Origin of the sequence: Aminobacterium colombiense DSM 12261 (assembly GCF_000025885.1) — a bacterium.
Taxonomy (GTDB): domain Bacteria; phylum Synergistota; class Synergistia; order Synergistales; family Aminobacteriaceae; genus Aminobacterium; species Aminobacterium colombiense.
The window spans coordinates 434,433-447,249 of sequence record NC_014011.1 but is presented as its reverse complement, the minus strand read 5'-3'; the positions used below and the strand labels follow the sequence as shown (position 1 = coordinate 447,249).

Below are 12,817 nucleotides of genomic sequence, written 5' to 3'. Positions count from 1 at the left end.
ATACAATAGAGTCTTAAGGTAAATCAAATCATGGGGCCGCTGGCCCCTTTTTTTATGGCTTATTTCCCCTTTTTAGAAGGGTAAATTTACTGCGGCTAGATTATATAATCTTATTTTTTAATTTTTTTTCAAAAAAATGTTTGCCAGTAACCTAAAGTTGAGTTATAATTCCCGCGACTAATAGGAGGTGACGATTGTTGCAAAGTGCAATCGAAGTTAAGAATTTACATAAATCCTTTGGAAATCTTCACGTTTTACAGGGCGTATCCATGACCGTGGGCGAAGGTGAAGTTGTTTCAGTCATTGGCCCTAGCGGATCAGGAAAAAGCACTTTAGCACGGTGCATATGCCGTCTCGAGGACATTAACGATGGAGAAATCTACCTCTACGGCCAACGAGTCGATAATGGGAAACATTCAAATAAAGAAGTCGCAACCCTCGTAGGAATGATTTTCCAACAATTTAATCTTTTCCCTCATCTTTCAGTTCTTGATAATATCACACTCTGCCCTATCCAGGCCAAGGGGATGAAAAAAAAGGAAGCGGAAGATCTAGCTATTCGGCTTCTCGAGCGAGTAGGCCTCGGGGACAAGGTATACGCTAAGCCAAGCCAGCTTTCTGGTGGACAGCAGCAACGGGTAGCAATTGCGCGAGCTCTTGCCATGCAGCCTAAGATCATGCTTTTCGATGAGCCTACAAGCGCCCTTGACCCCGAACTCGTGGGAGAAGTGCTCGAAGTTATTGCCCAGCTTGCTGAAACAGGCATGACCATGGTGATTATTACTCACGAAATGCTTTTTGCAAAAGATGTTTCTGACAGAATTATCTTTATGGCCGATGGGAATATTGTAGAACAGGGCTCGCCCCAAGACATTATGGTCAAACCTGCTCATCCACGTACTCAGGCCTTTTTACAACGAATGCTTGTTCATTTTGGTGAAGACCTCACAAAGGAAGAAGGAGGTGCGTGCTGAAATGATGCTTGACTTCTCCTCTATAGTTCCCTATTGGCATATGTTCGTGACGGGAGCTGTTTTCACAGTTAAAGCTTCCATTCTTGCCGTTACCCTTGGTTCAATCATGGGAATTTTAATTGGAGCCCTTCGAGTAGTTCCGGTTAAGCCAATTAAGGGGCTGGCAGCGGCATATATTTACGTTATACGGGGCACTCCACTGCTCATACAGCTCTTTTTGATTTATTTTGGATTGCCTTCCCTTGGCATCAACCTCCCCGCTTTTACAGCAGGGATCATTGGTCTCTCTATTAATTCGGCAGGGTATGTGGGGGAAATTGTCCGCGGGGGCATAGAGGCTGTTCCCAAAGGGCAGTGGGAAGCCGCAAAGGTTCTTGGCCTTTCCTATCTGGGGACCATGCGCCATATTATTCTCCCGCAGGCCATACGGAACATGTTGCCGGCTTTGGGGAATGAATTTGTAACCCTTATCAAAGAATCATCGCTGCTGTCGACGCTGGCCATTGCGGAATTGACCATGGTGGGACAGCAGGTTCGAAGCGTTACATACGCCTCTTTTGAAACCTTTATTATGGTAGGACTGATCTATCTGTGTCTTACCAGCTTTACAAGCATTGCTCTTCAGCTTATAGAAAAACGGTGGCAAGTCCATTAAAAAATAAAAAGGAAGGCCGGGGATAATTTCCTCCCCGGCCCTTTAATTCGGCGATGTTGTAGTTTGTGTTTTCTTTCCGTAATATTCCATTTCCCTCATGGCGTCCCTTGCGTCTATATAACCCCATGAAGCTGACACGATTTCACGTATAGAGAGTTTCCTTTTTTCTCTGAGCTCGTTCCACAAATGAAGAGGAAGGAAAAGCCATATTCGAAATATGGTTTCTGATTTCTCCAGGGATTGCTCCGAAAGAACCAAGTACCCTGTCCGGCTGAAAAGAACAACAGGCCTGGATCTCTGGGAGTTCATTCGTTGAAGATCATCGAGAGTAAAAGACAGGCCTTCTAGCTCTGCCATTTCCTTCCCCCCTGGAAGATCTGTGAGAGAAAACCACATTTGCATAGCCTGACCCACTTCATCAAAAAGATTCCCAACACTTTTAATCCACGTCTTTATGCGGGCAACCGACGCATAATCATTACGTGCCAGAGCAAAACGGATGCCCCAATATGCCTGCTTCACAGATAAATCTCGCTCTATAAGATCTAAAACAAACTGCTCGTCTTTTAGGGTTTCTCCTGACATAATATCAGCCACATCATTCCGCAGGAGCCTCTTAAGGATCAGTATTGTTGACATGTGATCCCCTGGAAGTTCAAGCTGTGACAATAAACTCTTACGGAGTTCTGATACCACTTCATCATTCAAAAAAATGGAATGAAAGCCTTCCACGGCCAATGTCAGTGATTGGTTCTGATATAAGAAGACCTCTGCCCGTCTCTCTTCTCCAATTTTGCCCCATTCCCATTTTTCGCCATTCAAATACGATGACGTCCCTATTAAAATCCTATTGTACGGGAGGAGGACGACGACTATGGGTGCTTTTGTTTTCGGTAGGCCAGGCACTGCCATAGCGTCTGGAAGTCTGACAATGTTGCCGCTTGACATGAGCTCATAGATCACCGATATCCCCTCCTTTCTCTAAAAAGGATACCACGTGAGAAAAACGTTATCAAGGAAAACGAGATCGCCAACGGCGATGAAGCCAAAGCCACTGTTCCGGGTGACGGATCACCATTTTTTCTAAAGTCATATCTACACTCCGTGTCATACCCTCTAACTGCTCCTTCTTCTTTCCAACTCCAGAAAAGGTCAAAGGAGAAGATATTATAATCTGATGCCTAAAAGGCGCTATACGGTAAGAAATTACTGGAACGATAGGAACATGAGCCATGAGAGAAATAGCGGCTGGGCCATTGACTGTAGAGCACTCTTTTCCAAGGAAAAGCGACGGCAGCCCTGTGTGACCGCCATCTTGATCTGAAAGCAGTCCTAAAAAAGCTCCATTTTGAGCCAGCCGGACAGATTCTTTCATAATAGATTTTTTCTTTAGGGTGCGAAGGCCCACGCGGCATCTGTAAGATTCTATAAGTTTCGCCACATCTTTGTCGTCAGGATCCCGTACAACAGCATAAAGGGGATACCCTTTTTGACAGAGCCATGCTGCCAGCAATTCCCAATTCCCAAGATGCCCCGTAAGTATGATTGCTCCCTTTTTTTCTTGCACCAGCTGTTCCAGTATGTGTTCCCCTTCTACTTCCACAACCCAGTCGAGAACCGAGGAAGGATCCTTCACAAGTACCAGATATTCTGCCAACATCCAGGCAATATGCCGATATACACCAGCAAGGGTCTTTTGACGCCACTCCTCACTATCCGGGAAAACAGTGTTTTTCATGTTTTCAAGGGCAACTTTTTTTCTGGGGCCTATGAGACAAAGGAGGTTGTCAAAAATAGCAGCACTCAAAGATGCCCTCCAGCCAGGAGCCACAAATTTTTGAAAAATTTGTAATAAAAAAGAACCAGCGCTCACTTTATACACCGTCCTCATAAAAAACAGAAAGCAGAAGAAACGAAAAGGAGCTTCATAACGAAGCCCCTCAAAAAGATCCAAGGTTGCCTCGTGAGAACTGACCGGCAACAGATCATTAAATGACCAATCAGGGGAAAATGATATTATTCCTTTATCTCGATAAGATTAAATCTCTTTTTCCCAAGGCGCACAAAGAGATGACGGCCACCGATAAGGAGTGTTTTTTCAATAGTTCCGTTCTCATCTTCTATCCTGTCACCATTTACATAGACTCCGCCGCCGCGGATGAGACGCCTTGCTTCTCCTTTGCTTTTACATGCTTCAACAGATACAAGAACATCTACAAGAGAACGAGGCAGAGCTGTGCTGATGGTTCCATAGGGCACTTCCTCTGCCAGCATTTCCATCATCTCTTCAGACATATCTTCGTGGGTTATTTCTCCTCCAAAAAGAATTTCACTAGCCCGCGCCACTGTATCTGCAGCATGAGGACTGTGCACTAATGAAGTAACCTCCCAGGCCAACCGTTTTTGAGCTTCACGCTTTTCTGGAGCCGCAAGATGCTTGCTCATAATTTCTTCAATTTCTTCCAGCGGAAGGAATGTGAAAAATTTTAAAAGCTTTTCTACCATTTCATCTTCTGTGTTGATCCAGAACTGGTAAAAACGGTAGGGTGATGTCCGTTTAGGATCAAGCCAAACTGCACCCCCCTCTGTTTTTCCAAACTTCGTTCCTGATGAAGTGAGGAGAAGGGGGTTTGTCCATCCATAGGCCTGGTCTCCCTTTCGTTTGCGAATGAGATCTATGCCAGACACAATATTCCCCTGTTGGTCATTACCGCCCATCTGTATTTTACATCCATACTTTTCCAGCAAGTGCATGAAGTCATAGGCCTGCAGGAGAGTATAAGAAAATTCAGTATAAGAGATGCTCTTTTCCGGATCGTTAAGGCGAGATTTAACATGTTCTTTATTGACCATGTAATTGATAGTAAAAAACTTTCCCACCTCTCTTAGAAAATCAAGAAAGGAGATGTCTTTTAACCAATCATAGTTATTGACAATGAGGGCCGAGTTTTTCCCGCAATTAAAATTCATAAAATGTTCGAGTTGATTTCTAACACCTCTGATGTTTTCCCGTACCGCTTCTGGGGAAAGGAGGTTTCTCTCTTTACTCTTGCCGGAGGGGTCACCAATCATGCCTGTCCCTCCGCCAGCAAGACAAATTGGCCTGTGCCCCATACGTTGCAGCCAGCTCAGAGTCATTATGGGGATAAGGTGCCCCACATGAAGGCTGTCTGCCGTAGGATCGAAACCAATGTACGCTGTAATCATTTCTTCTTTTTCAAAAAACTCATCCAGTTCTTCCGGATGACTGCACCATTCCACAAGACCTCGCTCTTGAAGAGCGCGGAACGCATTAACCATCGATACTTTTCCTCCCATAATAAATAATCAAGTAGTTTTTATAATTCCGGTGCTGTCCATCTAATGTATCCTTCATTGATGGAGGGCATTACTAAAGATATCTCACCGATGTTGCGTATTTTTTCTGCGCCTCTGGCCAGTTCCTCCACATTTACGCCAATATCACTTCCAAGCTTGCTTGCCATGGCACTCGCCCGGGCCACCACGTCGAAAGCATCTGCAAGACGAGCTCCATGAGCGTAAAGCCACGCAAAGGCTTCGGAGTTATTTTTCAAGGCTGGCACAGTACTACTTATTTTTTTCTCAACTTGTATCTCGTCTTTCTGCATAACTCCAAAAATTGCCAGATCCTCTCTGGCTGCGCCTACTACGGTAAGGGGGACATCTGAAGTTCCTCCCGCATGAAATCCTTCAAGACCTTGAATGGATGGCACAAGCACTCGCCACTCTTGCGACCAGAACTCATTTACAAGCTTTACGCCAGCGACGCCCCTATCTGGCAACTGAAGAAGGATACCAGGCAAGGAAAAGAAAATAAACTTACTGCTTCCACCAACGGTGACACACAGCGGACCTTTTAACAATTCTAAAATTTCTTCAGAAGAAAAGGGAAATCCCTCTGGAATCTCTTCTGTCAAATCCTGTTCTATATCCATATGGGCCACATCAGGAACATTAAGACCGCCTGCCAGCATTAGAGGTTCTGGCACAACTATTCGATTGTCCCACCGAATGGGAGAAAGCCTTTCCAGTATAGGTGCCGGTATGACTCCCTCTATGCCAGTTGTTTTCCATCGAAGTTCGCCTTTTTCCTCATTTTCATTCCATGCCGCGTCAAATGTAAAGGGGACAAGAGATACTTCCACACCATCAAGGGATAGGAGCTGAGAAAATATGCCCCCGTCATAGAAACGAAAATGGCTAGCCCAGTCAGCAGAAACCTTCCAACTCATGTCAAGTTTATCTTTCGTATTGTTCAGCACGTCTTTCATCAGATTCAACCCTTCTCTGGAAGTAGATAAAAGGGTGAGCCCGCCATCTATGTGGACATAAAGTGGAGGCATTCCGCTGCTCCCCATCAAAACAACAGAACCATCCTCCTCTTTAGTTATTGAAATCTGCTCCTCAATCTCTTTCCATTCTTGGGGGAATTCCCCCTTTTCCAAACTCTGCGTTGTAGCCAGGCTAAAAAGCGCCGATCCGTAAAGATGGGGCTGGTTGCTTTCCCACGTTATAAGACTCGCGCCTTGCTGGGAATAGGAAAGGACTGGAGAAAATCCCTGAACAGCAAGTAAAAAAGGCCTTGCCTGACTTGTTTCTTTAACCAGCTCTTCCGGGAGGTCAAAGTCAAAAACATCGCCTTTCCCTTCGAGGTAGACATATGGAGCTGATGGTTCAGGAATTGGAATAGGCTCGGTAATAGCTCGCTGTTCCGGCTGTTTGCCCATAAAGAATATGGCGAGGCCGATGATTGCAAAGCATAGTATAAAGCCTCCCCAGAAAAATAGCCCTTTCCGCATCGTATTCCCTCCCTGCGATAAAAATCAAACTACTGATGTATCATAAGCTCAAAAGCCCCTAAAATCCAGACGAACAAACAGTATCATTCTTTTTCTTCAACAACTCCGGCCTTCTGACTCGCCGTTTCCAATAGGATAATGGTTGACTCCAAAAGAGGAACGAGAAGATCCGGATTCTCTACACTATCAGTTTTGGTACGAATAGAGGCTGCCAGGCCTGAAATATTAGAGAGTAGGGTATTCAGTTCTTCGTAGCCTCTCTTCTCCAGATAGACAGGAGCAATGACCGACGTTGTAATATCTTTTTGTGGAGTCAGTTCAAACTCTTCCCCCGCAATAGGTACAACGGCCCTATGGTTTTTCTTCTGCAAAGCAAGAGCCAGGGCTTGAGATGACTTAGGTTCGCCATGGGTGACAAAAAAGACAGGGTCTGTTTCAAAGTTGTCCGCCCAGGTTAAAAGGTCGTCTCTGTCTCCGTGGGCAGAAAACCCATTAATAGTATGAAGCTGGGCATTGACTGTAACTTCTTCCCCCGCGATTCGAAGGGTTTTCTCGCCATCCACCATGCGGCGTCCCAATGTTCCTTTAGCCTGATATCCTACAAAGATGATTCTGTTGCTCGGATCCCACACTCCATGCTTCAGATGGTGCACAATACGTCCTCCGTTGCACATGCCGCTTCCCGCCATAACGATAGCGTGCTTAATATCATTGATGCGGCGGGAATCAGCAACACTTTCTACATAGTGAAGCTGTTCAGGCGTAAAGGGATCGTACCCTTCTTTAACATGCTGCTGTATTTCCCTGGAGAACAGACTGAGATGCTTGTTATAAATTTCTGTCGCTTTAACACCCATAGGAGAGTCAAAGAAAATGGGAATGTTGTTTCTCAATATCCCGTCCTTCTGTAAAAGCATCAGTTCATACAGTAGACGTTGTGCCCTGTCAACGACAAACGTGGGGATCATAACTTTAGCCCTGGATTTTAGAGCATGGGCTATTACTTGTCTGAATTCTTCACGAGTTTCCTTGTTTGACTTATGAAGGCGGTCTCCATAGGTAGACTCGATCACCACGTAGTCAGCCCTGGAAATAATAGCGGGATTGCGCTCCATAACAGTTTCCTGAGGACCTAGATCTCCACTGAAAACTATTTTTACTTCTTTACCGTCTTCCTGGGCCCAAATTTCTATAATAGCACTTCCCAAAATGTGTCCTGCATCTCGAAAACGCACGGAAATACCTGGCGCCACCTCTATTTTATCGTCATAGGTTGCCGCGGTAAGAAGCTGGGCTGCTTTTTGAGCATCTTCTTCCCTATAGAGGGGTTCCACCGGGGGCAAGCCTTTTCTTTCATTCTTTCTTGTCTTCCATTCCGCTTCTTCTTTCATTAATCGGACAGAGTCCTGCCAGAGAACATTAACCAATTCTACTGTGGGAAGGGTTGCCCAGACCTTACCTTTAAATCCCTGTTGTACTAGGAGAGGAACTCGTCCCGAATGATCCATGTGAGCATGGGTAAGTACCACAGCATTAAGGCTCGATGGAACAAAGTCAAATTGCGCCCTATTCTTTTCGTCGTCCCCCTTCCCCTGATATATGCCACAATCAACCAGGATGCGGCTTGTGCCGCATTCGATCAGATAATTGGAACCCGTTACTTCTCCTGCTGCTCCGAGTACTTTTAATCTCATTTAGTGCGCCCTGAACGGGGCTGCCTCCCTTCCTGGTTTTCCTCATTATCTTTTGGTATGGGGACAAGACATCGTAGTACTGCACCTTTTCCTGGGGCGGATTTGACTTCAAACTCCCCGTGAAGGGTGGTGAGACGTTCCATAATGTTGGCAAGCCCCCTATGACCCTGTATACGAAGTTCCTCGTAGCTCTTGTAAGGCTCGAATCCTTTTCCATTATCTCGTATTTCAAACGACACCGTAGAAGAATCTATAAGAGATACATCCCCATGGACTTCTGTGGCTTTGCCATGACGGACCGCATTGGAAACTGCCTCCTGAAAGATTCTAAAAAAAGCTAAGACCACTTCTGAAGGCATAAAAAGCTGCTCTTCCACTTCTACCGTTATTTCTATACCATTATGCCTTGCCAGTCTATCAGCTAGCTCGGTAAGTGCATGTTCAAGGCCAAGATCAAGCCATGGAGGAGAAAGCTCATCGCATAGTTCTCGTAGATCTCTCACTGCTATCTGAGCCGCTTCTTCTGCCAATTTTAAATGCCTGCTCTCTTTAGGAGGGCAATGATGATTCATATTGAAAAGACGCATCTGCTGAATCATGGCGGTAATATCCTGCAGCGGCCCATCGTGGATGTCTCGAGCAATCCGTTTTTTCTCTTCTTCCTGCACACTCACCACATCGTGGACATAACGGTTTCGAAGATCGTCACGCTCGATAGCTGTTTTTGCCAACCGGTAAAGGGCCCTGCGAAGCCGACCAAGTTCAAAAACTGCCTGGGGATCATCGGCCTCGGGCAATTCCTTACCCCAGGCCAGGATATCAACCTCCGTCACCATTTTTTTAAGAGGAAGAATGAGCCAACGCCACATTGCCCATACGGCGATAAGGCTCGTAAGAGTCATCAGCACTATCAGAACAGGCCAGATATGGCCAAATCTGAGCATGGGGCCAATGAGCTGGCGCCATGCCACCGCGGCAATAACAAGATGATTGCCTCCATCCAGGGGGTAGACTGCTATGGTGTACCTATCCCCCTTGCGATCTCTGACTTCCACGGCCTTCCCTATTGGGATGCGAGGATCCCAGATAGCCGCAAGGTTGCTTACACCTGGAGAGGCCATAAGGATCTTTCCATCAGCAGTCACCACTGCCACCCATCCAGGTAATGACGGCCCCCACGAAAAGACCCTTAATTTTTTTATTAGAGAGGCAAAAGAGTCGCCCCCCCACATAGGCGTATCCAGGTTAAGCCATGATGCTACATTTTCCGCCAGATCCTCCACATATGATCGCGTCACAGCTTCCATCGCCCACTCCTGATGGATCATGGCAAAACTTGAAACGATAAGGACTGCCATGGTGGGGAGTGTTACAGCTAAAACAAGAACTAATAGCAGGTGTCGCCTCATTCCAGTAATTCCTCAAGAGTGACCACACCATACTTCAACGCTAGAAGCAAGGCTTCCGTTTTATTTCTTGCTCCCAGTTTATCGTAAATAGAAGCAAGATGGGTTTGCACCGTTCTTTCGCTGATAAAAAGTTCCGCTGCCACCTCTTTGCTCGAAAGTCCTTTTGATGCCAATACAAGGACCTCCCTTTCCCGTGCAGAGAGAGATTCAGGCACAAGTTCCCGATCTCCTACAACTGTTGCCACTTCCGAATCAAGGTAGAGCCCACCTTGCACTACGGTCTGGATAGCTCTAATCAGATCCTGGGGAGTAGACGTTTTCAGTATAAAGCCTCTAGCTCCCGCGCGAAGAGACGCTACAACATACTGGTGAGCATCATAGGATGTAAGCATCACCGGAATTACAGGAAGTTTCTCTTCTTTTATACGCCGGGCGATAGAAACACCGTCTTCTCCGGGCATCCGAATATCAAGCAGAGCTACATCAGGTTTGAGATCAACAATAAGCTCCCATGCCTTTTCGCCATCTTCTGCCTCACCAACAAGCTCTATGGAATTTTCTTGCTGAAGATAAGCTGAGAGACCAGCTCTGGTAAGGGGATGATCATCCGCCAATACTACACGTATCGTCATGCTTTTCCCTCCAAGGTCTTAATTGTATCGCTCCTATCATAGCGAATCGACCTTATTTGACAATCCGCGAAGTGACTGAACTCTCACTACGCTATTCTATACCGAGACCCAACTCCTCCTCTATTGGGCGAAGGGCCTCAAGAACCCCATCGATCATTTCATCAAGACTCATATCGAGCATATCAACACCTTTTTGAATGACATCGCGATCCACCCCTCTTGCAAAGGCCTTATCCTTCCACTTCTTCTTTACTGATTTTACCTGCAAATCCTGAAGGGATTTTGATGGACGGACTAGGGCTGCCGCTATAATAAGCCCCGTCAATTCATCTACGGCAAAAAGTGTTTTTTCCATAAGGGTGTGGGGCTCCACATCAGACGTCAACCCCCATCCGTGGGCCTGCACGGCACGAATGATATCATCAGCATATCCCTTTTCCTTAAGCCACAAGGCAGCAAGATGGGTGTGCTTCTCTGGGGCCTGTTCTGTGTGTTCCCAGTCAATGTCGTGAAGAAGACCAACAATGCCCCATTTCTCTTCATCTTCTTGAGACTGTCTTGCAAAATACTTCATGGCAGCCTCTACAGCCAAAGCATGTTTAATATGGGATTCATCTTTGTTGTATTCTCTCAAATGTGCCAATGCCTGTTCCCGAGTAAACTTCATATTTCCTTCCCTCCTCAGCGTTTTAGCCTCTTTGTTGTAAGAAGGCTTTGAGAGCCAGATCCATCTCCTGAAACACTTTTTCTGAAAGCTGACATACTTCTAAAGATGCCTGAGAGCGCATTTCTGAGGCCAGAGCATCAGGATAGGGATAAACAAATACTATCCGCCGTATGCCTGCATTAATAATAGCTTTTGTACAGAAGGAACATGGCTCATGGGTACAATAGAGCACCGCTCCTTCTGTGCGGGTTCCTACAGCCGCGGCCTGGGCGATTGCGTTTATTTCCGCATGGGACCCACGGCAGATTTCATGCCGTTCACCTGAGGGAATGCCTAGCTTGTCCCGTAGACACCCAACTTCAGAACAATGGGGCAGGCCCTTGGGCGCTCCATTATATCCCGTACTTATAATCTGTAAGTCTCTTACTATGACTGCGCCTACTTTTCGTCGCAAACATGTTCCCCTCGTAGCCGCTACCGCAGCTATCATCATAAAGTATGAATCCCAATCGGGACGAATGAATGTCATTATGGCCTCCATAATGTTTTAAGTTTTCAATTAATCGACATTATATCATTCAATAGATCTCACCACTGCCACCTTACCCTATGGTACTATCAATTATATTGTTATATTGCGATCAGAGGTGGGACATTGTGGAAAAATTCAGGCTGATCATCCCAAGAGATCGAAAAGTAGCCTCATGGTGCCTGTACGATGTAGGCAATTCAGCTTTTGCAACAACTATTATGGCAGCAGTGCTCCCCGTCTATTTCAGAGAAATAGCCGCTCCTTTTCTGAAAGGGAGTCTTCCCACTGCCTTTTGGGGCTACACTTCCGCATCTGCTCTTCTCTGCTGCGCTGTGGCTGCTCCTTTTCTTGGCGCCATAGGCGACATGGTCAGAAAGAAAAAAATGATGCTTACCATCTTCACTCTCTTGGGTGTCCTGGCTTCTGCCGGTCTTTTTTTTGTGGATTACGGCCATTGGCAATCTGCCCTCGTATTAATGGCCCTTGGAACTATAGGATTCTCTGCCTCTATGATCTTTTACGATTCTCTTCTGCCCCACATTGTCCCCCTTGATCAGGTGGACATGGTCTCTTCACAAGGGTATGCATTTGGATATCTAGGTGGAGGGGTGCTCCTTGCCATCAACCTGGCGATGATCTGGTTACTCCCAGGAACCCTCGGCCCAAGACTGTCTTTTCTATCTGTAGCTCTCTGGTGGGGAGCGTTCTCTCTTCCCATCCTCATCTTTATACCTGAGCCTCCTGCAAAGACCCTTCTTGTCAGACGGCGTAAAAGTATTGCTGGAGAGGCTATTTTACGACTACGGGAAACCTTCTCTGAAATACGTCAGTACCAAGATTTATTCAGGTTCCTCGTTGCCTTCTGGTTCTACAATGACGGGGTTGGGACCATGATAAGAATGGCTGCTATATATGGGGCAAATGTTGGCATATCAATGGCTCATCTAGTAGGAGCCCTTCTTTTAACCCAATTTGTTGGCGTTCCATTCTCCCTTTTCTTTGGACGGCTTGCGGCCCGAATCGGAAGTAAAAAAACAATTCTAATGGGACTTGCCGGTTATACTGCCATCTCTTTTGGAGCTTTCTTCTTATCCCAGGCCTGGCATTTCTGGATTCTAGCCTTTGCCGTCGGAACGGTACAAGGGGGAACGCAAGCAATGAGCAGAAGCCTGTACGCAAGCTTGCTTCCTCCATCTCGAAGCGCGGAGTTTTTCGGTTTCTATGACATCTCAAGCAAGTTCGCTGGGGTTATAGGACCAGCTATTTTTGGCCTTATCACACACATCACAGGATCAAGCCGTATGGGTGTAGCTGTCGTCGCAACTACTTTTATTGTCGGAGGGCTACTTCTTATAAAAGTTGACGTCCACCGGGGGATCAAAAATGTATCACAGCAAAACTCCCTACAATAAATTCAGAGAAAGGTGGTGCTGG

General features: G+C 46.2%; 12 protein-coding genes. 3 read left to right on the top strand and 9 right to left on the bottom strand.

Annotated features, from left to right (window positions below):
* Positions 1–197: 197 nt before the first annotated feature.
* Both AMICO_RS02120 and AMICO_RS02115 read left to right on the top strand, forming a co-directional pair.
* Positions 198–974 carry an amino acid ABC transporter ATP-binding protein gene (locus AMICO_RS02120; protein WP_013047824.1) on the top strand — a complete coding sequence of 259 codons (777 nt, stop codon included), beginning with the start codon at positions 198–200 and terminating at the stop codon, positions 972–974.
* Position 975: 1 nt separating this feature from the next.
* On the top strand, positions 976–1,629 hold the full coding sequence (locus AMICO_RS02115) for an amino acid ABC transporter permease (RefSeq protein WP_013047823.1): 654 nt from the start codon (positions 976–978) through the stop codon (positions 1,627–1,629).
* 42 nt (positions 1,630–1,671) lie between these two features.
* Here the strand turns inward: AMICO_RS02115 and AMICO_RS02110 are convergent, their stop codons facing one another.
* The 9 genes from AMICO_RS02110 to AMICO_RS02070 form a co-directional block, all read right to left on the bottom strand.
* Complete coding sequence (locus AMICO_RS02110; RefSeq protein ID WP_013047822.1) at positions 1,672–2,592, bottom strand: hypothetical protein; 921 nt, start codon at positions 2,590–2,592, stop codon at positions 1,672–1,674.
* A 49-nt stretch (positions 2,593–2,641) separates the two neighbouring features.
* The gene (locus tag AMICO_RS02105) at positions 2,642–3,436 is read right to left on the bottom strand and encodes a lysophospholipid acyltransferase family protein (RefSeq protein WP_169302789.1); all 795 of its coding nucleotides are present in this window, start codon (positions 3,434–3,436) and stop codon (positions 2,642–2,644) included.
* Positions 3,437–3,645: 209 nt separating this feature from the next.
* Positions 3,646–4,929 carry a tyrosine--tRNA ligase gene (gene tyrS, locus AMICO_RS02100; protein ID WP_013047820.1) on the bottom strand — a complete coding sequence of 428 codons (1,284 nt, stop codon included), beginning with the start codon at positions 4,927–4,929 and terminating at the stop codon, positions 3,646–3,648.
* Positions 4,930–4,967: 38 nt separating this feature from the next.
* The gene (locus AMICO_RS02095; protein WP_013047819.1) at positions 4,968–6,449 is read right to left on the bottom strand and encodes a hypothetical protein; all 1,482 of its coding nucleotides are present in this window, start codon (positions 6,447–6,449) and stop codon (positions 4,968–4,970) included.
* 83 nt (positions 6,450–6,532) lie between these two features.
* Positions 6,533–8,143, bottom strand: a complete 1,611-nt coding sequence (locus AMICO_RS02090; RefSeq protein WP_013047818.1) for an MBL fold metallo-hydrolase RNA specificity domain-containing protein — start codon at positions 8,141–8,143, stop codon at positions 6,533–6,535.
* Positions 8,140–9,552, bottom strand: coding sequence for a sensor histidine kinase (locus AMICO_RS02085; RefSeq protein ID WP_013047817.1), 1,413 nt, complete (start codon positions 9,550–9,552; stop codon positions 8,140–8,142). Before AMICO_RS02085 ends, AMICO_RS02090 begins: the two co-directional genes overlap by 4 nt.
* Positions 9,549–10,184 carry a response regulator transcription factor gene (locus AMICO_RS02080; RefSeq protein ID WP_013047816.1) on the bottom strand — a complete coding sequence of 212 codons (636 nt, stop codon included), beginning with the start codon at positions 10,182–10,184 and terminating at the stop codon, positions 9,549–9,551. The genes AMICO_RS02085 and AMICO_RS02080 overlap by 4 nt, the downstream gene beginning before the upstream one ends.
* A 91-nt stretch (positions 10,185–10,275) precedes the next feature.
* Entirely contained in the window at positions 10,276–10,851 is a 576-nt protein-coding gene (locus AMICO_RS02075) for an HDIG domain-containing metalloprotein (RefSeq protein ID WP_013047815.1), read from the bottom strand.
* A gap of 22 nt (positions 10,852–10,873) precedes the next feature.
* On the bottom strand, positions 10,874–11,380 hold the full coding sequence (locus AMICO_RS02070; RefSeq protein WP_013047814.1) for a deoxycytidylate deaminase: 507 nt from the start codon (positions 11,378–11,380) through the stop codon (positions 10,874–10,876).
* Between the two features lie 128 nt (positions 11,381–11,508).
* Here AMICO_RS02070 and AMICO_RS02065 point away from each other — a divergent pair, with 128 nt between their 5' ends.
* On the top strand, positions 11,509–12,795 hold the full coding sequence (locus tag AMICO_RS02065) for an MFS transporter (protein WP_013047813.1): 1,287 nt from the start codon (positions 11,509–11,511) through the stop codon (positions 12,793–12,795).
* Positions 12,796–12,817: the final 22 nt, after the last annotated feature.

Coding starts and splice junctions, on each gene's coding strand:
- AMICO_RS02115 (WP_013047823.1), top strand. CDS start 976: ATGATGCTTGACTTCTCCTCTATAGTTCCCTATTGGCATATGTTCGTG.
- tyrS (WP_013047820.1), bottom strand. CDS start 4,929: ATGGTTAATGCGTTCCGCGCTCTTCAAGAGCGAGGTCTTGTGGAATGG.
- AMICO_RS02095 (WP_013047819.1), bottom strand. CDS start 6,449: ATGCGGAAAGGGCTATTTTTCTGGGGAGGCTTTATACTATGCTTTGCA.
- AMICO_RS02090 (WP_013047818.1), bottom strand. CDS start 8,143: ATGAGATTAAAAGTACTCGGAGCAGCAGGAGAAGTAACGGGTTCCAAT.
- AMICO_RS02085 (WP_013047817.1), bottom strand. CDS start 9,552: ATGAGGCGACACCTGCTATTAGTTCTTGTTTTAGCTGTAACACTCCCC.
- AMICO_RS02080 (WP_013047816.1), bottom strand. CDS start 10,184: ATGACGATACGTGTAGTATTGGCGGATGATCATCCCCTTACCAGAGCT.
- AMICO_RS02075 (WP_013047815.1), bottom strand. CDS start 10,851: ATGAAGTTTACTCGGGAACAGGCATTGGCACATTTGAGAGAATACAAC.
- AMICO_RS02070 (WP_013047814.1), bottom strand. CDS start 11,380: ATGACATTCATTCGTCCCGATTGGGATTCATACTTTATGATGATAGCT.